The 22,763-nt window shown below is 72.0% G+C and carries 16 protein-coding genes; 2 read left to right on the top strand and 14 right to left on the bottom strand.

Going from position 1 to position 22,763, the window contains the following annotated elements:
- Positions 1-28: 28 nt before the first annotated feature.
- Together lysX and CPH93_RS04355 are read right to left on the bottom strand one after the other, a co-directional pair.
- Positions 29-3,343, bottom strand: coding sequence for a bifunctional lysylphosphatidylglycerol synthetase/lysine--tRNA ligase LysX (gene lysX / locus CPH93_RS04360; protein ID WP_093486940.1), 3,315 nt, complete (start codon positions 3,341-3,343; stop codon positions 29-31).
- A 68-nt stretch (positions 3,344-3,411) separates the two neighbouring features.
- Positions 3,412-4,272: an Ig-like domain-containing protein gene (locus CPH93_RS04355; RefSeq protein WP_096212003.1), complete on the bottom strand. Its 861-nt coding sequence runs from the start codon at positions 4,270-4,272 to the stop codon at positions 3,412-3,414.
- Positions 4,273-4,713: 441 nt separating this feature from the next.
- Here CPH93_RS04355 and CPH93_RS04350 point away from each other — a divergent pair, with 441 nt between their 5' ends.
- Positions 4,714-4,908: a hypothetical protein gene (locus tag CPH93_RS04350; protein WP_006601905.1), complete on the top strand. Its 195-nt coding sequence runs from the start codon at positions 4,714-4,716 to the stop codon at positions 4,906-4,908.
- Between the two features lie 39 nt (positions 4,909-4,947).
- Here the strand turns inward: CPH93_RS04350 and CPH93_RS04345 are convergent, their stop codons facing one another.
- The 6 genes from CPH93_RS04345 to xylB all read right to left on the bottom strand — a co-directional run bounded on the left by CPH93_RS04345 (position 4,948) and on the right by xylB (position 13,139).
- Positions 4,948-6,186: a phosphodiester glycosidase family protein gene (locus CPH93_RS04345; protein WP_096212002.1), complete on the bottom strand. Its 1,239-nt coding sequence runs from the start codon at positions 6,184-6,186 to the stop codon at positions 4,948-4,950.
- Between the two features lie 207 nt (positions 6,187-6,393).
- The gene (locus tag CPH93_RS04340) at positions 6,394-7,038 is read right to left on the bottom strand and encodes an N-acetylmuramoyl-L-alanine amidase (protein WP_096212001.1); all 645 of its coding nucleotides are present in this window, start codon (positions 7,036-7,038) and stop codon (positions 6,394-6,396) included.
- A 241-nt stretch (positions 7,039-7,279) separates the two neighbouring features.
- Entirely contained in the window at positions 7,280-8,689 is a 1,410-nt protein-coding gene (locus tag CPH93_RS04335) for a family 2B encapsulin nanocompartment shell protein (protein ID WP_093486947.1), read from the bottom strand.
- A 104-nt stretch (positions 8,690-8,793) separates the two neighbouring features.
- The gene (locus CPH93_RS04330; RefSeq protein WP_096212000.1) at positions 8,794-10,206 is read right to left on the bottom strand and encodes a family 2B encapsulin nanocompartment shell protein; all 1,413 of its coding nucleotides are present in this window, start codon (positions 10,204-10,206) and stop codon (positions 8,794-8,796) included.
- A 163-nt stretch (positions 10,207-10,369) separates the two neighbouring features.
- On the bottom strand, positions 10,370-11,644 hold the full coding sequence (locus tag CPH93_RS04325; RefSeq protein WP_096211999.1) for an ROK family transcriptional regulator: 1,275 nt from the start codon (positions 11,642-11,644) through the stop codon (positions 10,370-10,372).
- 64 nt (positions 11,645-11,708) lie between these two features.
- Positions 11,709-13,139: a xylulokinase gene (gene xylB, locus CPH93_RS04320; protein WP_096211998.1), complete on the bottom strand. Its 1,431-nt coding sequence runs from the start codon at positions 13,137-13,139 to the stop codon at positions 11,709-11,711.
- A gap of 206 nt (positions 13,140-13,345) precedes the next feature.
- On the opposite strand from xylB, the gene xylA reads away from it, so the two are divergent.
- Positions 13,346-14,509, top strand: a complete 1,164-nt coding sequence (xylA, locus tag CPH93_RS04315; protein ID WP_096211997.1) for a xylose isomerase — start codon at positions 13,346-13,348, stop codon at positions 14,507-14,509.
- A 322-nt stretch (positions 14,510-14,831) separates the two neighbouring features.
- On the opposite strand, the gene CPH93_RS04310 is transcribed toward xylA, so the two are convergent.
- The 6 genes from CPH93_RS04310 to CPH93_RS04285 all read right to left on the bottom strand — a co-directional run bounded on the left by CPH93_RS04310 (position 14,832) and on the right by CPH93_RS04285 (position 22,647).
- Entirely contained in the window at positions 14,832-15,797 is a 966-nt protein-coding gene (locus CPH93_RS04310; RefSeq protein WP_096211996.1) for an acetylxylan esterase, read from the bottom strand.
- 128 nt (positions 15,798-15,925) lie between these two features.
- Positions 15,926-16,756, bottom strand: a complete 831-nt coding sequence (locus tag CPH93_RS04305; protein ID WP_093486958.1) for an amino acid ABC transporter ATP-binding protein — start codon at positions 16,754-16,756, stop codon at positions 15,926-15,928.
- 5 nt (positions 16,757-16,761) lie between these two features.
- A complete protein-coding gene (locus CPH93_RS04300; protein ID WP_096211995.1) occupies positions 16,762-17,547 on the bottom strand; it encodes an amino acid ABC transporter permease in 786 nt (261 codons plus the stop codon).
- An 11-nt stretch (positions 17,548-17,558) separates the two neighbouring features.
- Complete coding sequence (locus tag CPH93_RS04295) at positions 17,559-18,356, bottom strand: ABC transporter substrate-binding protein (RefSeq protein WP_040897894.1); 798 nt, start codon at positions 18,354-18,356, stop codon at positions 17,559-17,561.
- Between the two features lie 185 nt (positions 18,357-18,541).
- The gene (mmuM, locus tag CPH93_RS04290; RefSeq protein WP_096211994.1) at positions 18,542-19,462 is read right to left on the bottom strand and encodes a homocysteine S-methyltransferase; all 921 of its coding nucleotides are present in this window, start codon (positions 19,460-19,462) and stop codon (positions 18,542-18,544) included.
- Positions 19,463-19,590: 128 nt separating this feature from the next.
- The gene (locus CPH93_RS04285; protein WP_173909713.1) at positions 19,591-22,647 is read right to left on the bottom strand and encodes a glycoside hydrolase family 2 TIM barrel-domain containing protein; all 3,057 of its coding nucleotides are present in this window, start codon (positions 22,645-22,647) and stop codon (positions 19,591-19,593) included.
- Between the last annotated feature and the right edge of the window lie 116 nt (positions 22,648-22,763).

Raw genomic sequence — 22,763 nt, 5'->3', positions numbered from 1 at the left:
GGGCCGGGTGCCGGCAGGCCGGCTGCGCTCAGCGGCGCCGCACCAGCGGGAACGGCAGCGTCTCGCGGATCGACAGACCGGTGAGGAACATGACCAGCCGGTCCACGCCGATGCCCAGACCACCGGTCGGCGGCATCGCGTACTCCAGCGCCTGGAGGAAGTCCTCGTCCAGCTCCATGGCCTCCGGGTCACCGCCGGCCGCCAGCAGCGACTGGGCGGTGAGCCGCCGGCGCTGCTCGACCGGGTCGGTCAACTCCGAGTAGGCGGTGCCCAGTTCGGTGCCGAACGCGACCAGGTCCCAGCGCTCGGCGAGCCGCGGATCCCGCCGGTGCTGTCGGGTCAGCGGGGACACATCGGTCGGGAAGTCCTTGTAGAAGGTGGGAAGGGTGGTCTTCTCTTCGACCAGGCGCTCGTACATCTCCAGCACGATGTCGCCCCGGCCGCTCTCCGGCTTGACCGGCACGCCCGACGTCGCGCACAGACGGCGCAGCACCTCCGGGTTCGTGTCGGCGTCGACCTCCTCGCCCAGCGCCTCCGAGATCGCGCCGTAGACGGTCTTGACCGGCCAGATCCCCGAGATGTCGTGCTCGACCAGCCGGCCGCGCTCGTCGGCCTTACGGGCGGTGGCGCTGCCGAACGCGGCGACGGCCGCGCTCTGGATCAGCTCCCGGGTCAGATCGAGCATCACGTCGTAGTCGGCGAACGCCTGGTAGGCCTCCAGCATCGTGAACTCGGGGTTGTGCTTGTAGGAGATGCCCTCGTTGCGGAAGGTCCGCCCCATCTCGAAGACCTTCTCCATGCCGCCCACACACAGCCGCTTGAGATACAGCTCCGGCGCGATCCGCAGATACAGGTCGAGGTCGTAGGCGTTGATGTGGGTGTGGAACGGGCGGGCGTTGGCGCCACCGTGGATCTGCTGCAGCATCGGCGTCTCGACCTCGAGGTAGCCCCGGTCGATCAGCCCCTGGCGCAGCGCCTGCACGGCGGTGCTGCGGGCCCGCAGGTTGTCCCGCGCGTCCGTCGAGACGACCAGGTCCACATACCGCTGGCGGACCTTGGCCTCCGGGTCGGACAGTCCGCGCCGCTTGTCCGGCAGCGGCCGCAGGCACTTGGCGGTCAGCCGCCACGTGCTGACGAAGACCGTCAGCTCACCGCGGTCGCTGGCGCCGATCTCGCCCTCCACCTCGACATGGTCACCGAGGTCGATGTCCGAGCCGAAGCGGTCCAGTCCGGCCCCGCTGCCGTCCCGGGTCAGCGCGATCTGCAGATCGCCCGACCAGTCCCGCAGCACCGCGAAGAGCACCCCGCCGTGGTCGCGGGTGAGCAGCACCCGGCCGGCAAGGGTGACGGACTTGCCGGTCCGCGCCCCGGCCTTGAGGTCGGGGAACTCACTGCGGACCTCGCCCAGGGTGTGCGTACGGTGCACGCCCACCGGGTACGGGTCGGTGCCGTCCTCCCGCAGCCGCTCCAGCTTCCGGTGGCGCACCCGCACCTGCTCGGGCAGCGCGGCGAGCTCCTGTTCGTGCAGCTCCTCCTCGGTGGCCGGGCCCGTCTGGACCAGACCGAGTTCGTCCAGCGACGGCAGGCCCGCGGTGCTCGCCGGGGCCAGCAGCCGCTTCTTGTGGCCCTTGCCCCACAGCTTGCCCAGGCTCGGTACGGCGACGAAGCCCTCGGCGATACCGGAGGCCAGACCGATCCGGGCCAGCGCGCCGGCGTCCGCGTAGCACAGGAACCGCGGGTACCACTCCGGGTTGTACTTCGCGTTGGAGCGGTACAGGGCCTCCAGCTGCCACCACTTGGAGAAGAACAGCAGCAGCCGGCGCCAGAACTTCAGCACCGGACCGGCACCGATCCGGGCGCCCTCCTCGAAGGCGGACCGGAACACCGCGAAGTTCAGCGAGATCCGGCGCACGCCCATCGCCCCGGCCTGTGCGCACAGCCGGGCCACCATGAACTCCATGACGCCGTTGGGCGCGGTGCGGTCACGGCGCATGAGGTCCAGCGAGATGCCGTCCTTGCCCCACGGCACGAAGGACAGCAGCGCGATCATGTTGCCGTCGCCGTCGTACGCCTCGGCCAGCAGGCAGTCCCCGTCCTCCGGGTCGCCCAGCCGGTCCAGGGCCATCGAGAAGCCGCGCTCGGTCTCGGTGTCCCGCCAGGCGTCCGCCCGGTGGATGACTTCCTGCATCTCCTCGTCGGTCAGCGCGGAGTGGCGCCGCAGACGGAAGGTCGCGCCGGTCCGCTCGACGCGGTTGACGGCCTGGCGGGTGACCCGCATCTCCCGGCCGTCCAGGTCGAAGTCCTTCACATGCAAGATCGCTTCGTCGCCGAGCTGCAGCGCACCGAGGCCGCAGCGCGCGAACGCCTTGGCGCCGCTCTCGCTGGCGCCCATGACGGCCGGCTGCCAGCCGTAGCGCCCGGCGACCTCCAGCCAGGCCTCGATGGCCTGGGTCCAGGCCTCGCGGTCACCGACCGGGTCACCGCTGGCCAGACAGACACCGGCCTCGACGCGGTAGGTGACGGCGGCCTTGCCGCTGGGGGAGAAGACCACGGCCTTGTCGCGGCGGCTGGCGAAGTAGCCGAGCGAGTCCTGGCTGCCGTAGCGCTCCAGCAGCGCCCGGATCCGGTCCTCCTCGTCCCCGTGCAGTGCGGCCTCCATCCGCTGCGAACGGAACAGCGTGGCAGCGGCGTTCAGCAGCGCCAGGGCGCCGAAGAGACCGAGGAGGAAGTTGGTCCAGTGCGGCGGATGCCCCTCGACCAGCCGGCCGCCGACCAGCCCGCCGCAGACGCGGTTGGCGGCCCACAGCAGCCGGTTGCCGCCGCCGGCCTCCAGGGTGCCCGGCGTCAGCGACACCAGACCCCAGCCGATCAGCACCGCGACGGCCAGCCCGCCGATCAGCACACCGATGGCCCGCAGGAACGCCCCGCGCCGGGTGATCGCATAGAACTCACGGTGCGAGACGAGCAGCAGCACCAGCACGCCGCCACACAGCACCAGGGAGAAGGCGAACTCCCAGTAGTCCATGGCCAGGAACGCCGCGTCCGCCAGGATGACCAGCACCATGTAGGTCACCAGGCACCACAGCGCCACCCGTTTGCGTGCGGTCAGCGCCGCGGCCAACAGGAAGAGCAGCACCGCATACGCGAGGTTCGGCGGCACCGGGAAGGTGAGCGTGTCCAGCCAGTAGATCACCGGATGGAGTCCGCGCCGCAGGGGCCCGATCAGCGCGGTCAGGGCGCAGAAGAGCCCCAGCATGCTGAAGATGATGGCGAAGCCATTGGGGACACGGCGCCGGAAGCGCCGCCACCCCGTAAGTTGATCCTGGTCCTGCACGGTGCTCATTCCGTCACATTAGGCTCTGAAAAGGGTCAGCTGCTCGGCGCGAGGGCGCTGTTCGTCCGTCGTGGGGATCAGCCGGCATGCCAGTCTCCGATCCCCATTGTCCTGTCGTCTTTCCCTCGTACGGAGGAGGTGGCGACCTCAGGGGCGTCACTCACCTGGACCTTGCCACAAACACGCCCCGCCGCCGAGTCGGTGCAACTCCGGCCGATGGTGAAGTTCAGGTCATAGTCCTTGGCGACGTGGGGGACGCCGCCGGAGTCCGCCGGGTTGAGCTCCGCCCGCAGGGCGACCCCGGTGCCCGGCTCCCGGTGCCGCGCGGGCAGCCAGTCCGCCCGGTCCTTGCCGCTGCGGTCCTTGCTCCAGGCCCATGATCCGTTCGTGCCGCGGTCGGTGAGGATACTCAGCCGGTGCTCCACGGCGGCCCGGTGGGTCACCGGGAACCCGAAGGTGACCGTCACGGGCCGGTCGGCGTCGACCGCGTCAGCCGGTGTGCCGGTAGCGAGCGCCAGCTCGCGGAGCCGGTTCGGCTTCGCGATGGTCAGCGATTCCTTGGTCGCACCGACGTCGCCCTGCGGATTCCTGGTCCGGGCGAGGACGGAGTACTTCGTGCCCGGCGCGGTCTTCGTCAGGGCCGTCCACTCGGTCCCGCCGCTTCCGAGCCCGCCGGGCAGCCTCTGGCCTCGGGGGTCGGTGACCGTCACCTCGGTCAGCACCCCGCCCTGAGCGGTCACCCTGATCTTGTCGCCGGCCTGCACGGTCCTCGTACCGCTCGCCGCCCCCAGCGCGACCTTCACCGGCTCGCCCTGGGGAGCCGACGACGCGAGGCCCCCGCACGCGGTGAGCGTGCCCACGGCAATCACCGGGAGCACGCACGGAAAGACGCGCAGTGACCGGAAGGGCCGGTGACGGGGAGAGAGGGTCTGGCTCATACGGGCTTTCCGTCTGCAAGGAGGGGGAGGGGCAGGATCGGCCGCTAAGACGATCGAGCGACACGATTCGTTGCAGGGAGTTATGTGATACGCGCCACATTGGCTGGCCGGGTGCGTTGGGTGGCGTGAACGTGGCGCCGCCACTGGGTATTTGGGCTGATGTGGGGCATATATCCGCCTTGGGGTGCGTGGCGGTGTGTGATGCGGGTGCCGGGAGGGCGGGTGGTCGGCGGAGGGTCCGAGGGGGTCGTCCTCCCTGCTCCCGGCGCTGCGTCGCCCGGCCGTCCGCCGTGGTCGGAGGTCCGCCGCTCGCCGACAGTCGGTGACCCGTAGTGATCACCCGATCGGAGCACCCGTACAAGAACCGGACATACCCTGAAATACGCCAAACTGGCCACCCATTGCTGCCCGTTCGGGCGGCGGTCGAGGAGGGTGCGTCCCGTGGCAATTTCCATCTCGGTCGTGCTGCTGCTGGTGGTCCTGACGGTGATCTTTCTGCGCAGCGGCAAGCTCAAGTTCTCGCACGCCCTGGTGTGTGCACTGCTCGGCTTCTATCTGGCGAACAGCAGCCTCGCTCCCGACATCCACCAGGGCCTGACCGGCGCCGCCGATGTGGTGAGCAGTGTGCGTCCGTGAGGCGGCGGCTGAGCGCGAGGGGCGGCCACGCGCCGGCGCTCAGCCCCGTACCCGCCCACCGAGCCGCTTGGGGGAGAAGACCCCGATCGCATTGGGGACCGGCCGCTCCGCCCCGCCCGACGGATGGTTGCGCACGGTCTCCCCGTAGGCGTCGCCGGTGACCAGCGTGGAGGACCCGCCGCCGTCCAGATCCACCGCGTTCCGCGCGCCCAACTCCTGCATCAAATCGGCAAGTTCACACACCGTCAGGCCGGTCTGCCCCGGCGCTCCGTCCAGGGCCAGCAGATACAGCACCCGGCCGCCGGCGCCGGTCCCCGCGGACGTACGCACCGCCACCGCGCCGGAGTCCAGGCCGTCCACCGGCGCGCCGTTCCGCACGATCGGGAAGCCGCCCACCGCGAACCGCAGCCGCCCCGGCCCCCGGCCCGCCAGGTGGTGGCTGACGCTCACCCGCTCACCGAGGTGCAGCTTGCGCAGCTGTCTGGCCCCTTCCTCCCTGCCCACCAGCACCACGCTGCCCACGGCCACCCCGCCGGCGCCCGGCGCGTCCCGGAGTGCCGCCACCCGGCCGTGGCGGACCGTCACCTCCGCGGTGTCCGTGCTGCACGGCGCCGCCCGGTCGGTGTCCGTCCCGCAGGTGGCGCGCAGCCGGGACGCCGGGCCCCACCGCGCGGTGTAGGCGCCGATCCCGTCGACCGGCAGGGCGTACTGGTTCAGGCCGCGCAGCGGCAGCGCCCCTTCGGGGGTCAGCACCGCACCGTGCAGCGTGAGCCGGTCCAGCCGGGCCCGGTGGTCGTAGCCGACGCCGATGACGTCCTCGGTGGTGGCGCCGGGCGGCATGACCGGCCCGAAGCGCTGCCCGTCGGGCACCGCGCCCTTCAGCTGCCGGCCCGAGGCCACCGCCGGGCCGACCGAGGCGCCGGTGGCCTCCACGCCGGGATGCTGGCCCTCGCTGATGTTGAAGAAGTCGCCGTTGACCGCCGCCACCGCGCCACGGTCCGCGGCCAGTTCGGACACCGGTGACCGGGCGCCGACCGCACCGGGGTACAGCAGATCCACCGCGACCCGCGGATCGGCCAGATCGACCGTCACCAGATGCCCGTGCACGACGCCGCGGGGCACCGTCATCCGGAATTCGGCGTAGGACACACCCGGCGCGACCGATGTGGCACCGAAACGGTGGAGACCGCTGTCCGCGGCGGTGGCCGGGGCGCCGCCCGCCATCCCGCCGCCGACCAGCGCACCCCATGCCACCAGCACGGTCAGCATCGCGCGCACTCGAACGAATCGCTGCTTCACGAGCCCCCCTGATGTCACGTCAACTGTCCCAGGTGCCGAAGATGTTCACTATGGCCCGGAGATGTCATGAATCGGTACACCCGCGGAACGGCCGCCGTGTCGCCGGGCGCCGTCCTCGCGGGCCCGCGATCGCGCGTCCGGCGTCCTGGGCCCGTCGGCGTGGCGGAGGGTGCGGCGCGCGTCGGGTCACATGGCGGTCCGCCAGGAGAGTCCGTTCACCAGCTGCAAATAGCGCGCCCAGTCCCAGAACTCACCGGGGTCCGTGTGGTCGCTGCCCGGGACCTCCACATGGCCGATGATGTGCTCGCGGTCCTTGGGGATCGCATAGCGGTCACAGATGGCGGCGGTGAGCTGGGCGGACCGGGTGTAGAGGATGTCGGTGAACCACGCCGGGTCGTCGATCCAGCCCTCGTGCTCGATGCCGATGCTGCGGGTGTTGTAGTCCCAGTTCCCGGCGTGCCAGGCGACGTCCCGCTCGCGGACGCACTGGGCGAGATGGCCGTCGGTGGACCGTACGACGTAGTGCGCGGCCGCCTTGTGTGCCGGGTTCTGGAAGAGCTTGAGGGTGTGGGCGTAGGTCTCCTGCGTCACATGGATCACCACCATCTCGACCGGATACTGCGTCGGGCGTTTGGCGGTGGTGAAGTTGGACGGGCTTGCCGGGACCCACTGGCAAGGGGGGTAGGTGCCGCCGCCCGGTGTGAGCCGGCGCGTGGAGGCGGCGGCACCGGCGGTGGCCGTGCCGAAGGGGGCGAGTGCGGCGGACGCGGTGAGCGCGGCCGCTCCGGTGAGCAGGCGTCTGCGGGCCGGGCGACGGGGGTCGGGCTCCATGTGAACTCCTGACAGGGACCGAGGGGTGGTCGCGTACATGTCACGCACAGCCGGTGCGTTCATGATGCGCAACAGGGCTCGCCCTGCCAAGGGAATGGCCGTTCTGTCAATGGCTGGACCAAAGGCAGAACGGCGCAGGTCAGAAGTCCAGGAGATACCTGATCGGACGTCACTCGGGTGCCGCACCCCCGGCCCTGGGGCGGTGGTGGGCGCGACACCCGCGGCCCCGGTTCCCGGCCGGTCAGTGGCCGATCTCTACGTCCTCCAGGATGCCCAGCGCGTCCGGCACCAGGACCGCCGCCGAATAGTAGGCGCTGACCAGATAGTTGAGGACGGCCTGGTCATTGATGCCCATGAAGCGCACCGACAGGCCGGGCCGGTACTCGTCCGGGATGCCCGTCTGGTGCAGCCCGACCACCCCCTGGTTCTCCTCGCCGACCCGCATCGCCAGGACCGAGCTGGTCCCCTCCGGGGTGATGGGGATCTTGTTGCAGGGCAGCAGCGGAATGCCCCGCCAGGCCCGGACCGCGGTGCCCTCGACCTCCGCGGTCGTGGGGTAGATGCCCCGGGCGTTCCACTCCCGCCCGATGGCCGCGATGGTGCGCGGGTGGGCCAGCAGGAACTGGGTCTTGCGGCGCCGGGAGATCAGCTCGTCGAGGTCGTCGGGGGTGGGCGGGCCGCTGCGGGTGTGCAGGCGCTGCTTGAGGTCGGCGTTGTGCAGCAGCCCGAACTCCCGGTTGTTGACCATCTCGTGTTCCTGGCGCTCGCGCAGCGCCTCGACGGTCAGCCGCAGCTGCTGGTCCAGCTGGTTCATCGGGTCGTTGTAGAGATCGGCGACCCGGGAATGCACCTTCAACACGGTCTGGGCCACGCTGAGTTCGTACTCCCGCGGCGTCAGTTCGTAATCGGCGAAGGTGCCCGGCAGGGCCGGCTCGCCGACATGGCCCGCGGCCAGCTCGATGGCCGACTCGCCGTGCTTGTTCTGCGCGGGCACCAGCGCCGCGCGGAACTCCTCCAGATGGGAACGGAGCGACTCCGACCGGCCCAGCACCTCTTCGAGGTCGCTGCGGTACAGGGTCAGTGCGGTCACCCGGGTCACCGCGCGGACGGAGTGCTCCCACTCCGCGTCCGGCGACAGCAGCGCCGCCGCACCGAGGGCGTCACCGTCGGCCAGCACCCCCAGCACCGTCTCGTCGCCGTACTTGCCGGTGCCCGTGCGGTCGAGCTTGCCGTGCGCGATCAGGATGACCCGGTCGGCCTGCCCGCCCTGCCGGGCCAGCACATCACCCGGTGCGAACTCCCGCTGGACGAACCGGTCCGCCAGCGCCTCCAGCGTCGCCGCGTCGGTGTAGCCGCGCAGCGGGGCCAGCTCGCGCAACTCCGCCGGAATGACCCGGACATCGGAACCGGTCGAGACGAACTCCACCCGGCCGTCACCGAGGGTGTGGGTCAGCCGCCGGTTGACGCGGTACGTACCGCCGGAGACCTGCGTCCAGGGCAGGATCCGCAGCAGCCAGCGGGAGGAGATCCCCTGCATCTGCGGCACGGTCTTGGTCGTGGTCGCCAGCTTGCGGGCGGCCGCGGTGTCCAGGCTGGTCCGCTCGGGCGCGGACGGCTGCGGGCCGGACGTCGGATCCACCGATGTGGTCATGGAGAAGGCTCACCTGTTCTTGTTCGGTGCGGTGCGTACGGTGCGCGCGCCGGTGCGGGCATACGGGACCGCTCCCCGACGCGCCGAGTTCTTCCGCGGAGCGTTCAGTGGCCGATCTGGACGTCGTCGAGCACGCCCAGCGCATCGGGTACGAGAATGGCCGCCGAATAGTAGGCGCTGACGAGATATTTGAGAACGGCCCGGTCATCGAGGCCCATATAACGCACCGAGAGGCTCGGTTCATATTCATCGGGAATTCCGGTCTGGTGCAGGCCGACTACCCCCTGCTTTGCCTCGCCGGTGCGCAACAGCAGAATGGAACTGGTCCGCTCCTTCGTCACCGGAATCTTGTTGCACGGAAAGATCGGCACACCGCGCCACGACGGCAGCGAATGTCCCATGAAATCAACCGCCGTCGGATACAGACCGCGGGCACTGCACTCCCGGCCGATCGCGGCGATCGTCTGCGGATGGGCGAGCAGAAAACCCGGGTCCTTCCAGACCGTTGCGAGCAGCTCGTCGAGGTCGTCGGGGGTGGGTGGACCGGTGCGGGTGTGGATGCGCTGCTTGAGGTCCACGTTGTGCAACAGCCCGAAGTCCCGGTTGTTGATCATCTCGTGTTCCTGGCGCTCCCGCAGCGCCTGGACCGTCAGCTTCAGCTGCTCCTCGACCTGATTCATCGGGTCGCTGTAGAGGTCGCCGACCCGGCTGTGGGTGCGCAGCACCGTCTGCGCGACGCTGAGTTCGTACTCCCGCGGCGCCAGGTCGTAATCGACGAAGGTGCCGGGCAGGGCCGGCTCGCCGTGGTGCCCGGAGGCGACCGAGACCGCCGACTCCCCACTGGCGTTGGTGGGCTGTGCGCCGTCCCGCCGGGCCGTCGCCAGATGCTCGCGCAGCCCGGGGGAGCGGTCCATGACCTCCTGCGCGCCCAGCCGGGACAGCGCCATGACGGTCACCCGGGTCACCGCGCGATAGCTGAACCGCCAGGTCCCCTCCGGGTCGGTGAGCGGCTCGTCGCCGAGGTGGTCGCCGCCGGCCAGCGCTTCGAGGACGGTGTCCTCGCCGTATTTGCCGGTGCCGATCCGGTCCACCCGGCCGTGCGCGATCAACACCAGCCGGTCGCCCGGCGCGCCGGCCTCGGCGATCAGTTCCCCCGGCGCGTATTCCTGCTGGGTGAACCGCTCGCCGAGCGCCGCCAGTGCCTCGGAATCGGTGAACTCCCGCAGCGCGGGCAGCTCGCGCAGCTCCTCGGGGATGATCGCCACATCGCTGCCGGTGATATCGAAATCGATGCGCCCGTCGCCGAGCGTGTACGTCAGCCGGCGGTTCACGCGGTACGTACCGCCGGACACCTGCACCCAGGGCAGCAGCCGCAGCAGCCAGCGGGACGTGATGCCCTGCATCTGCGGTGCCGTTTTGGTGGTGGTCGCCAAATTCCGTGCTGCGGTGGTACTCAGACTGGAATTCTGGGACTCTTCCGCACTGTCGTGCAGCGATTCGTCGGCAATCGTCATCATGCCACCTGTCTCTTCGGAGGGTGCGCTGCGGACCGCCCCGAAACCCCAGTTCAGGCAGTTCCGTGGCAACCCGCCGGACCGAAGGTAGCGGTGTTGATTTTATCGGCACAATCGCCCGATGGGGTGGCATGGAATTCCCGTGCCCTGGAAAGGTTTAGCGGGCTCAATTCCGGGGAGAGTGTGCCGTGGTCCGGGAATGGAGGGGATCGTCCAGGACGGCCTGCAGTGCGGCGTGCGCCGCCCCGAGCAGCGGTCCGTCCGCGCCCAGGCGGGAGACCGTCACCAGCGGCCCGTCGCCCCGCCCGTCCGCCGCGGCGACGGCCGTGCGCCGCGCCAACTCCCGCTCCAGGGACGGCAGTACCCACGGCGCCAGCTCGGCCAGCGCACCCCCGAGGACCACCGCCTGCGGGTCGAGCAGATTCACCGCCCCGGCGAGCGCGATACCGAGCGCCGTCCCCGCCTCGTGCAGCGCACGGACGGTGGCGGCGTCCCCGTCGGCGGCCCGCCTCGCCAGCAGGCCGATACGGGCACCCGGCCCCGCGGCTGCGGCCGCCGCCCCCTCCGGCGTGACCCCGCCCGCGCGCAGCACCGCCCGTTCCCCCGCGTACTGCTCTAGACAGCCCCGGCCGCCGCAGTCGCACACCGGGCCGTCCGGATACACCGGCACATGCCCCAGCTCGCCCGCGAACCCCCGTGCACCCCGCAGAAGTTGGCCGTCCACCACGATCGCGGCCCCGATACCGGACTCGGCCGACACATGTACGAAGTCCGGCGGCGGGGCCGGCCGGCCGCCGCTGCCGCCCAGCCGCAGCTCGGCCAGCGCACCGAGGTTGGCCTCGTTCTCGACGGTGAGCGGGAGGGCGGTCTCGTGCCCCGGGGCCGTCGCCCCGGCGAGGGCCGGTGCCAGATCGGCCGCCCGCCAGCCGAGATTGGGGGCGTGCAGCACGGTCGTCGATCCCCGGGCCACCAGGCCGGGCACGGCGACCGTCAGCCCGGCCGGCCGCAGCCCCTCGGCCGAGATGCCCGCCGTCACCTCCGCCAGCAGCGCGGACAGCCGCCGCAGCACCGGGCCCGGTGCGCTGTGCCGGTTCGCCGCACCGGCCGCCACCCGCGCGCGCACCCGGCCACGCAGATCGACCGCGCACACCGCCAGATGATCGACGCCTATCTCGGCCCCGATCCCGGCCGGGCCACGGTCGCTGACGGCCAGTTCACCGCCCGGTCTGCCCCGGCCGCCGGTCGCCGCCCGCCCTGTCTCGACCAGCAGCCCGGCCCGCAGCAGCTCGTCGACGAGCGGAGCAACCCCCGCCCGGGTCAGCCCGATGCGGGCCGCGACCGCCGGCCGGGAGAGCGGCCCCTGCGCGGCCACGGTCCGCAGCACCCGGGCCAGATTGCGGCGCCGGATGCCGTGCTGGGTGTCGCCGCCGGACGCGGTCACAGAGGTCTCCTCGGGGTGCCGGCGGGAGCGGACGTCCCTCCGGATGTACGGATGAGCAGGGCGGTCAGCGGCGCAGCAGTGCCGCACCGTCGGCGAGCGTCGCCGCCAGCCGGTCCCACGCGGCGCCGTCCCGCGGCCGTGCCTCGTACTCCGCGCCGCGCGCCGTTCCCCAACGACGGGCCACCGCCGCCGGATCCTCGCCCAGCAGCAGTCCGGCCGCCTGCGCCGCCGCGCCGAGCGCCACCAGCTCCTGCGCCTCGGGCACCACCACCGGGCGGCCGGACAGCCGGCGCACCGTCTCCCGCCAGGCCCGGCCCCGCGCCCCGCCGCCGATCAGCAACAGCGGGACATCGGGCGCCGCGTCCGCGTCCAGCACCCGGTCCAACGCCTGCAACAGCGCGAACACCGCACCGTCGTAAGCGGCCTGGAGCAGCCGGCCGGGCGTGGTGTCATGGCGCAGCCCGTGCACCAGCCCCGACGCGCCGGGCAGATTCGGGGTCCGTTCGCCGTCCAGGAACGGCAGCATCACCACCTCGCCCCCCTCCTCCACGGCCTCCCGGTCGCGCCCCAGCAGCGCCGCCACCCGGTCCACGGCGAGCGTGCAGTTCAGGGTGCAGGCCAGCGGAAGCCAGTCACCGCGGGCGTCGGCGAAGCCGGCGACGGTGCCGGTCGGATCGGCGGGCCGGTGCCTGGAGACCGTATAGACCGTCCCCGAGGTGCCCAGGCTCAGCACCGGCTGCCCGGGGCGCAGGCCCAGGCCGAGCGCGGCCGCCATGTTGTCCCCGGTGCCGGCGGCCACCAACGCGCCCTTGGGGAGGGGCAGATCATCGGCGTGCACGGTCCCGGCCGCCTCGCCCGGGAGCGCCACCCGCGGCAGCGCCTCGGGGGCCAGCCCGACCCGCTCCAGGATCTCCGTGTCGTAGGACTCGGTGGACGACGCCCACCAGCCGGTACCGGAGGCGTCGCCGCGGTCGGTGACGGCCTCACCGGTCAGCCGCTGGACGAGATAGTCGTGCGGCAGCCGCACCGCCGCGGTGGCGGCGGCCGCGGCCGGCTCGTTCTCCCGCAGCCAGGCCCACTTGGCCACCGTGAACGCCGGACCCGGAACGCTCCCCACCCGCTCCGCCCACGCCTGCGCCCCGCCCAGCTCCGCGATCAGCCGCTCACTCTGGGGCGCCGGCCGGACGTCGTTCCACAGCAGCGCGGGGCGCACCGGCGCACCGGCCGCATCCAGCGTCACCAGCCCGTGCTGCTGGCCGCCGACGGACAGCGCCGAGGCCTGCCGCGCCGCGTCACCGCACTGCGCCAGCGCCTCGCCCAGCGCCCGCCACCACTGCCCGGGGTCGCTCTCCTTGCCCTCGCCGCCGCTGACCGCGTGCGGCGCCTGCCCCCGGGCGAGGACCACACCGGTGTCGGCGTCCACGACCAGCGTCTTGGTGGACTGTGTCGAGCTGTCCACCCCGACGACGAGCGGTCCCGCTGACTGTGCGCCCATCGTGCACTCTCCTTGGCGGCCCGTGTTCCTTGGTCTCGGTCCAGGGGGTTCCCCGGTGTGCTGCCGCATATTAGTTTGGCCGCGGCGGAATTTGTAAAGCCCGTTGACGAAATAGCGAGGGAGTCGCGCATGAGCAATCGCAGTCAGCGAATGGCGGGCAGCTGCGCGCCGCGCACAAGCGGGGCCGAGCGGAGCGGGGAGCCGGCATGAGCCATCAGCCCGTGCCCGAAGACAGGTTCAGCTTCGGCCTGTGGACCGTCGGCTGGCAGGGCCGCGACCCCTTCGGGGAGGCAACCCGCCGCGCCCTGGACCCCGTCGAAACGGTCCACCGCCTCGCCGACCTCGGCGCGTACGGCGTCACCTTCCACGACGACGACCTGATCCCGCCCGGCGCCGCGGACCGCGCGCGCGAGGCGGCCGTCACCCGCTTCCGGCAGGCCCTGGACGCCACCGGCCTGGTCGTCCCGATGGCCACCACCAACCTCTTCACCCACCCCGTCTTCAAGGACGGCGCCTTCACCGCCAACGACCGCGACGTCCGCCGCTATGCGCTGCGCAAGACACTCCGCAACATCGACCTCGCCGCCGAACTGGGCGCACACACCTATGTGGCATGGGGCGGACGGGAGGGCGCGGAGTCCGGCGCGGCCAAGGACGTCCGGGCGGCGCTGGACCGGATGAAGGAGGCCTTCGACCTGCTCGGCCAGTACGTCGTCGAGCAGGGCTACGACCTGCGGTTCGCCATCGAGCCCAAGCCCAACGAGCCGCGCGGCGACATCCTGCTGCCCACCGTCGGCCATGCCCTCGCCTTCATCGAACGGCTGGAGCGCCCGGAGCTCTACGGCGTCAACCCCGAGGTCGGGCACGAGCAGATGGCCGGGCTCAACTTCCCGCACGGCATCGCCCAGGCGCTCTGGGCGGACAAGCTGTTCCACATCGACCTCAACGGCCAGAGCGGCATCAAGTACGACCAGGACCTGCGCTTCGGCGCCGGCGATCTGCGGTCCGCGTTCTGGCTCGTCGACCTGCTGGAGACGGCCGGCTACGACGGGCCGCGGCACTTCGACTTCAAACCGCCGCGCACCGAGGACCTCGACGGCGTGTGGGCCTCGGCGGCAGGCTGTATGCGCAACTACCTGATCCTCCGGGAGCGCGCTGCGGCCTTCCGGACCGACCCGGCCGTCCAGGACGCCCTGCACGCCGCCCGGCTGGACCAACTGGGCCGCCCCACCGCCGAGGAGGGCCTCGCCGGGCTGCTGGCCGACCCGACTGCGTACGAGTCCTTCGACGCCGAGGCTGCTGCCAGCCGGGGGATGGCGTTCGAGCATTTGGATCAGTTGGCGTTGGAGCATTTGTTGGGGGCGGTTTGAGGGGTGGGCTGAGGGGTGGGCTGATCTGAGGGGGCGGGCTGGGGGCGGGGCGAGAGTCCGAGGGGGCGGTCCGAGGGGTGCGGCGCCAGTTTGCGGGGGCTGGGGCCCCGGCGGCCCGAAGCCCCCAGCGAGGCCCGGCAGGCTCTCCCCCGCCCCCTCCCCCTCCTCCCCCTTCGGGGGAGGGGGCGGGGGGTGGGTTCGGGGGTGGGGGGGAGCAGCACCCGGTTTTTCGGGGGGCGGAGCGGCACCCAGCTCTCGGGGCGAAGCCCCTCGCCGTCGAGGCCAACCAGCCCCCAGCCCTTCGACGGTCAACCAACCCCCCTCACCCCACCACCCCCCGCACGAACGACAGCTCCGCCACCCGCTGTTCCCCGCCGCCGCTCTCGTGGGCGTTGAACCGCCACACCTCCAGCTGCTTCTCGCCCGCGTAGTGGTGGTACGCGGCGAAGCCGGTGGACGGTGGCACCACCGCGTCGCGCAGGGCCGTGCCGAACAGCGCCGGGGCGGTGGCGCGTACGGCGAAGTTCAGGCCGTCGAAGTGGTCCAGGGTGCGCAGGGCGGTATCGATGTGGCCGCGGGCGCCGGCGAAGTAGCGGGTGAGTTCGCCGTACGGGCCCGCGTCCGTGACCTCGAGCGCCCGCCGGATGTGCGTCAGGAACGGCACATCGATCAGCGCGCCCGCCAGCCCGGGGACCAGCCCGGTCATCGCCAGGGCGAGTGCGCCGCCCTGGCTGTGGCCGGCGACCACGATCCGGTCGGCGTCCACCGCGTCATGGCCCCGCGCCGCCTCCACGGCCCGTACGGCGTCGGTGTACAGCCGCCGGTAGTAGTAGCCGTCGGGATCGAGCAGGCCCTGGGTGAGCTTGCCGGGGACGCCCGGGTTGCCGTAGCCCGCCGGATCGGGGGTGTCGCCGGGGCGGTTGGGGCCGCTCTGGCCGCGGGCGTCCATGACCAGCGTGGCGTACCCGGCGGACGGCCACAGCAGCCAGTCGTGCGGCAGCAGCCGGCCGCCGCCGTAGCCGAGGTACTGCACGATGCACGGCAGCGGCCCGGCGGCCGCGCGCGGCAGCAGGAACCAGCCGCGGATCCGGTGCCCGCCGAAGCCGGCGAACTCGACGTCGTAGCAGCTGAGGAGGGCGAGCCCGGTATCGATTTCGGCAAAGCGGGCGTCGAGGTCGTGGGTGCGGGCCTCGTCGAGGGTGCGCTGCCAGAACGCGTCGAAGCCGGGCGGTTCGGGAACCGGCGGGTGGTAGGCGTGCAGCTCGTCGAGGGGCAGGTCGAGGAACACGGGAAAACCTCCGCGCCGTAGGGTGGCTGGCTTCCTGTCGCCAACCGTGCCCACGAGGCGGACATTTCAGACGCGGAACCGCGGACGGTCCTGCCGCAACCGGCCACCCGGGCCGGCGCCGGCCCCGCTCACCGGTCGACGCGCTTGCCCGCCGCCCCGCTGTCCGAGACCTCTCCGACCTCCGCGGCCGCCGGATCGAGCACCCGCGCCAGAAAGGTCCGGGTCCGCTCGTGCTGCGGGGCGCCCACCACCTGCTCCGGGGTGCCCTCCTCGACGATCACCCCGCCGTCCATGAACACCACCCGGTCGGCGACCTCCCGGGCGAAGCTCATCTCATGCGTGACGACGAGCATCGTCATACCGTCCTGCGCCAGCGCACGCATCACCGCCAGCACATCGCCCACCAGCTCCGGATCGAGTGCCGAGGTCGGCTCGTCGAAGAGCATCAGCTCCGGGTCCATGGACAGCGCACGGGCGATGGCCACTCGCTGCTGCTGGCCACCCGACAACTGCGCCGGATAGGCCGCCGCCTTGTCGCTGAGCCCCACCCGTTCGAGGTTGGCGCGGGCGATCCGCTCCGCCTCGGCGCGGTCGCGGCCGAGCACCCGCCGCTGCGCGATCGTCAGATTCTCCAGCGCGTTCAGATGCGGAAAGAGATTGAAGGCCTGGAAGACCATCCCGATCCGTCGCCGGACCCGGTCGATGTCCACATCCGGGTCGGTGACCTCGGTCCCGGCCACCGTCACCCGGCCCGCGCTCGGCTCCTCCAGCAGATTCACACAGCGCAGCAGGGTCGACTTCCCCGACCCCGACGGCCCGATGACACACACCACCTCCCCGCGCGCCACCGAGAAGTCGATCCCGCGCAGCACCTCCAGCTCACCGAACGCCTTGCGCAGCCCCGCCACCTCGATGGCCTTCGGGTCCGCCGCGCCCGGTGCCGTCGTCTCCGCCGTCACGTCACTCACCTGGCCTTCGCCGTACGGGCCTCCAGGCGCCGGACCAGCTGGCCGAGCGGGAGGGTGATCACGAGGTAGAGCAGCCCGGCGATCAGGATCGGGGTCAGGCTCTTGTGCTCATTGAGCGCGTCCCGGCCGAAGTTGGCCAGTTCGAACTGGGTGAGGGAGAGCCCCAGCAGATACACCAGCGAGGAATCCTTGGTCAGCAGGATCAGTTCATTGGTCAGCGGTGGCAGCACGATACGGAACGCCTGCGGAATGACGATGGAGGCCATCGCCCGCCCGTGCGACATGCCCAGCGAACGCGCCGCCTCCGTCTGCCCCTTGGGGACCGCCTGAATTCCGGCCCGGATGGTCTCGGCCATGTACGCCGCGCCCACCAGCCCGAGCGACAGCATCACCGTGACGTTCATATCGAGCGCGACCTCGAAGGCCAGCGGCACACCGAAACCGAGCGCGATGAACACCAGCAGACAGGGGATCCCGCGGAAGAATTCGATATAGGTGACGGCGATCCAGCGGTAGGGCGGCACGGACGACAGCCGCATCAGCGCGAGCACCAGACCGAGGGCGAGGCCGAAGCCGAAGCCGAGCAGGGTGTAGAGGACGGTATTGACCAGTGCGGTGGTGATGATCTCGGGAAACAGCGCCTTTGCGACCTCGACGTCGAAGAACGCCATCCGCAGCTGGTGCCAGTCGGCGACCAGCGCGAAGACCACCACGGCGACGACCAGGACGCCGTACTGCACGCCGCGGATGATCCGCGCGCGCTGTCGTTTGGAAACGGACATGGTGGCCGGCCTCAGCTCTGCGGGGTGGTGCCGAACCACTTCTTGTAGATCCGGTTGTACGTCCCGTCGGATTTCGCCTTCTTGATGACCTCGTTGATCTTCTTGCGCAGGACGTCGTTCCCGGTGCGTACGCCGATTCCGTAGTGCTCGCCGGTATTGAACTCCGCGGCGACCGCGGTGTCGGGATTCTGCTTCACATAGTCGAAGAGCACACCGTTGTCATTGATCCCGGCGTCGACCTGACCGGACTTCACGGCGGTCAGCAGCAGCCCCAGATCCTCGAACTCGACGAGTTCGACGCCCTTGCCGTGGTCCTTGGCGTAGATCCCGCCGGTGGTGGCCTTCTGATAGCCGAGCTTCTTGCCCTTGAGGTCTTCGACCTTCTTGAAGGGCTTGCCCTTCTTCGTCAACAGCGCCTGGGTGGCATTGAAATAGGGGTCGGAGAAGTCCATCACCTTGTCGCGCGCGGGCGTGATGGTCATGCCGGCGGCGGCCAGATCGCATTTGCGGATGGTGAAGTCCTGGCCGGTCTCGATGCCTTCGAAGGGGGTGTTGACGATCTCCTGCTTGATGCCGAGATCCTTGGCGACGAGGTCGACCAGATCCACATCGAACCCGACGATCTTGCCGTTCTTCTTCACCTGGAAGGGCGCGTACGGAAGGTGGGTGCAGGTCTTCAGCGTCCCGGAGGAGACCAGCTCCAGTCCGCCGGCCCCCTTCTTCCCGTCGGACTTGGTGCTGCTGCACCCCGCCACTACGGCGATGGCAGCAACAACGGCTATGACAGACGACGCGGAGCGAGCGGACACGGGTCCTCCAAGGCGTGATGCAGATCAACCAAGCCGTGCATGCTGCGATGTGGCTGCATCCTGCCACCGGCTCGGGGCGCTGTCGCCGCCCCGTCGGTTGCGTCTGTGTAACGCCTTCGGCCCGCAACCGGACCGCCTCCCCGGGTGGCCCGCCAGCGCGCCGGCCTCGCGCCCCCGGGCGCCCGTCAGCGTCCCAGCGCGGCCGCCACGCCGGCGATGGCGTCCGGGCCCACCCGGCAGCAGCCGCCGATGAGCCGGGCGCCGTCCGCGGCCCAGCCGGCGACCCGGTCCGCGTCGAACGCCGGGCTGCCGCACCAGACCCGGGCCGCGGCGTCCCAGCTCTCCCCGCTGTTGGGGTAGACCACCACCGGCTTTCCGGTGATCTGCGCCGCCAGCCGTACCGCCCGGTCCGCATCGTCCGGCGCGCAGCAGTTCACCCCCACCGCGATCACCTCGTCGGCGTCCGCCGCCACCGCGAACGCCTCCGCCAGCGGCTGCCCGGCACGGGTGCACCCGCCCGCGACGCTGTACGACAGATAGGCCGGCACCCCCAGTCCGCGCACCGCGCGCAGCAGCGCCCGGGCCTCCTCGGCGTCCGGCACGGTCTCCAGCGCCAGCACATCGGGCCGCGCCGCCGCCAGCACCTCCAGGCGCGGCCGGTGGAAACGCTCCAGCGCCCCGACCGACAGGCCGTAGCGGCCGCGGTATTCGGAGCCGTCCGCCAGCATCGCCCCGTACGGGCCCGCCGAAGCGGCCACATACAGCGGCCCGGCAATCCCGCCGGCCTGCGCCCGCCCGGCCGCCTCGCGGGCCAGCTCCACGCTCCGGCGCAGCAGCTCCGCGGCCTGCTCGGCGCCGATGCCGCGGCGCGCGAAGCCCTCGAACGTCGCCTGGTAGCTGGCGGTGATCGCGACCTGGGCCCCGGCCTCGTAGTACGCCTGATGTGCCTGCACCACGGCCGCCGGCTCCTCGGCCAGCAGCCGGGCCGACCACAGCGCATCGCTCAGGTCGTGCCCGGCGGCCTCCAGCTGGTTCGACAGCCCCCCGTCGAGGACGACCGGGCCCGCGGCGAGGGCCTCGGTGAGCGGCGGGGACGTGCTGACCATGGTGCGAAGCCTCCCGGTGTGGTCCGGACGCGCGGGGTGCGCGCGCCTTCCTCCTGAGCGTAGTGCCGGGCGGGGAGACGGCCCGGCCGGCACCTGCGTGCCTGGCGACGGCGAGGCCGGCGCCGGGCTCAGCGCAGCGACGAGAACACGAACGAGAACCGCGCCGGGGCCGCCTCCAGCCGGTGCTGCGGCAGCACCCCCGGCCCGCACGACTGGCTGCCGATCCCGTGCTGCGCATGGTCGAGATGGAGCCACAGGTCCTCGCCGGGCCGCAGATCCGTGGTGTGGCGGGCCGCGGTCAGCTCCTCGGCCGACCACCGGCGGGCGGTGAAGAAGAAGTCCGGGTCGCCGTCGATCCGCAGGCCCGAGCCGTCCGCACGGGTCAGCTCCGCCCAGCGCACCCCGGGCCGCGCGCCGTTCTCCTGCGGCCGCACGTACGGCGTCTGCAGCTCCTCCACCGGCATCGACCAGCGGCCGACACGGGCGGCGGCCAGGGTGTCGGGATAGCCTTCGCCGGGCCCGCCGCCGAACCACTCGGCGCGGCCCAGACTGCCGCACACCAGCATCCGCACCCCGAGCCGCGGCAGCGGAACCGGCCAGTCACCCTCCGGTTCGACGCTCAACTCCAGCCGCAGCCGGTCGGGTTGGGCCGTCCAGTGGTAGACCGCCCACAGCGCGAGCGGCGAGCCGGCCGGGGCGATCCGGGTCCGTACCCGCACGGCGTCCGCACCGGTCTCCACGGCATCGACGCGATGCCGCATCCGGTGCAGACCGATCCGCCGCCACTCGGTGGCCGGCCGCGGCCCCGGCTGCCAGGGCGCGGCCTCGTCGTTGTCGGTCGGCGCCCGCCAGACGTCCAGCCGGGGGCCGCCGATCCGGAAGCCGTCCAGATAGCCGAGCGTCCCCGTGGCGGCGTCGAAGGTTCCCGGGCCCAGGACGATCACATTGCCCTCGCCGCGGCGCGGGGTGGCGGTGGCCGTCCAGGAGGCGGCGGGGCGCGGGCCGGCCGGCAGCTGGCCCCAGGCGACCTCGTGCCCGGCCGGCGCCCAGGCGGTGTCCTCGTCCAGCACCGCCGTCACCGTCCACAGCGCCTCCCCGTCGTCGCCCGGTTCGACCGGCGACGTCGGCAGCGGGACCGTCGTCGAGGCACCGGGCGCCAGCGGCGGTACGTCGAGCCGGCCGTGCCCGCGCAGCTCGCCCGCCACCTCGTAGATCCAGCGGAAGGTGAGATGACCGAGGCCGGCGAAATCGTAGCGGTTGGTGAGCCGGACCGCGTCCGGGTGGCCCTCCTCGTCGGTCTCGGCCTCGATCCGCACCGGTTCGATGACCTTGGCGAACTCCAGCAGGCCCGGTGAGGGCACCCGGTCGGGGAAGACCAGCCCGTCGCAGACGAAGTTCCCGTCGTGCAGCTCCTCGCCGAAGTCGCCGCCGTAGGCATGGAAGAGCTCACCGGCGGGTGTCCGCTGCCGCAGCCCGTGATCGATCCACTCCCAGACGAAACCGCCCTGGCAGCGCGAGTACCGCTCGAACAGCCGCTGGTACTCGCTCAGCCCGCCCGGCCCGTTGCCCATGGCATGCGCGTACTCGCAGAGGAGGAAGGGCAGGTGCCGCCGGCGGGCGTCCAGCTCCGGGTCGGGCAGCGGCTCCTCGGCGCGCTGCCCGATGCGTTCCACCTCGGCGTGGTCGGCGTACATCCGGGAGTAGACATCGGTGTCGGCGCAGCTGGGGTCGCCCTCGTAGTGCAGGGGGCGGGACGGGTCGCGCTCCCGCATCCAGGCGGCCATGGCGGACAGTCCGCGCCCCGTGCCGCACTCGTTGCCCAGCGACCACAGCACGATGCTGGGGTGGTTCTTGTCCCGCTCGACCATCCGCTGGGCCCGGTCGAGCAGCGCCGGCTCCCAGCGCGGGTCGTCGACCGGATTGTCCCGCCAGCCCTGCTGGGCGAACCCGTGCGTCTCCAGATCGCATTCCTCGACGACCCACAGCCCCAGCTCGTCGCACAGGTCGAGGAAGGCGGGGTCCGGCGGATAGTGGCTGGTGCGCACGGCGTTGATGTGGTGCCGCTTCATCAGCAGCAGATCGTTGCGCATCGTCTCGGGGCCGAGGGCGCGCCCGTGGCGCGGATGGAACTCATGGCGGTTGACGCCGCGCAGCAGGATCCGGCGGCCGTTGACCGTCAGCAGCCCGTCCTCGACGCGGACCGTGCGGAACCCGATCCGCAGCGGGATCCGCTCGCCGGGGGTGACCAACTCCCCGTCGTAGAGATGCGGGTCCTCCGCCGTCCAGGGGCGCACCGGCACCGTCGCGTGCTCCCCGGTCGGCAGATCGAGGCCGAGCGCCGGGACCCTCACCCGGCCGGCCGGAGTGCACTCCACCCGCAGGGTGCCGTGGCCGGTGCGGTGGTCGAACCCGGCGTGGACGAAGTGGTCGGCGACCGAGCCCTCCGGACGGCGGTGGAGCGAGACGTTCCGGAAGATGCCGGGCAGCCACCACTGGTCCTGGTCCTCCAGATAGCTGCCCGACGACCACTGGTGGACCCGCACCGCCAGCACATTGCGGCGCGGCCGCAGCAGATGCCCCACCTCGAACTCGTGCGGCAGCCGGCTGCCCTTGAAGTGGCCCAGCTCCTGCCCGTTGAGCCAGACCCGGGCACAGGACTCCACCCCGCCGAAGTGCAGCACGGCGGGCCCCTCGCCCCACTCCTCGGGCAGATCGAAGACCCGCCGGTGATCGCCGGTCGGGTTCTCGTCCGGCACCCGCGGCGGATCGACCGGGAAGGGGTAGGCGGTGTTGGTGTAGACGGGCGCGCCGTTCGGCCGCGCCGCACCACTGCCCTCGAAGGGGCCCTCGGCGGCGGAGCGCCCCTGGAGCACCCAGTGGCCGGGCACCCGCAGGTCCTGCCACTGCGCATCGTCGAAGTCCGGCCGGGCGAACGAGTCGTCCTCGGCGGTGGCGCCCGCCGAGAGCCGGAACCGCCAGGTGCCGTCCAGCGATTGCCGGGCGGCGTCCGATCGCGCGTACCAGGCGTGGGGCGGCAGGAGGCCGCTGCCCGGCGAGCGGTCCTCGTAGTACGGGGACGGGGGGTGCTCGGGGTCGCCGGGGCGGGGCGGTGCGCCGTCCGCCTCGGCGGCGGTCCGGGGTGCGGGCGACGGGTGGTGCGGCGCGTGCGGCGAGGTGCCGGTCACTGGTCCTCCTGCTGCGGGCGACGTGCCGGGCGGTGGGGGATCACCTCAGAGAATCATGAGCGGCCGCACGGCGCAGCAGGATGGGGCGGATTCGACCGGGCCGCGCGGCGCACGGC

Origin of the sequence: Streptomyces sp. 2323.1 (assembly GCF_900221035.1) — a bacterium.
GTDB lineage: Bacteria > Actinomycetota > Actinomycetes > Streptomycetales > Streptomycetaceae > Streptomyces > Streptomyces sioyaensis.
This window is presented reverse-complemented; position numbering and strand designations above follow the sequence as displayed.

Excerpts from the sequence above, each read along its gene's own strand:
- CPH93_RS04355 (WP_096212003.1), bottom strand. The coding sequence starts at position 4,272 with ATGAGCCAGACCCTCTCTCCCCGTCACCGGCCCTTCCGGTCACTGCGC.
- xylA (WP_096211997.1), top strand. The coding sequence starts at position 13,346 with ATGAGCCATCAGCCCGTGCCCGAAGACAGGTTCAGCTTCGGCCTGTGG.
- lysX (WP_093486940.1), bottom strand. The coding sequence starts at position 3,343 with ATGAGCACCGTGCAGGACCAGGATCAACTTACGGGGTGGCGGCGCTTC.
- CPH93_RS04340 (WP_096212001.1), bottom strand. The coding sequence starts at position 7,038 with ATGGAGCCCGACCCCCGTCGCCCGGCCCGCAGACGCCTGCTCACCGGA.
- CPH93_RS04335 (WP_093486947.1), bottom strand. The coding sequence starts at position 8,689 with ATGACCACATCGGTGGATCCGACGTCCGGCCCGCAGCCGTCCGCGCCC.
- CPH93_RS04300 (WP_096211995.1), bottom strand. The coding sequence starts at position 17,547 with ATGTCCGTTTCCAAACGACAGCGCGCGCGGATCATCCGCGGCGTGCAG.
- xylB (WP_096211998.1), bottom strand. The coding sequence starts at position 13,139 with ATGGGCGCACAGTCAGCGGGACCGCTCGTCGTCGGGGTGGACAGCTCG.
- CPH93_RS04330 (WP_096212000.1), bottom strand. The coding sequence starts at position 10,206 with ATGATGACGATTGCCGACGAATCGCTGCACGACAGTGCGGAAGAGTCC.
- mmuM (WP_096211994.1), bottom strand. The coding sequence starts at position 19,462 with ATGGTCAGCACGTCCCCGCCGCTCACCGAGGCCCTCGCCGCGGGCCCG.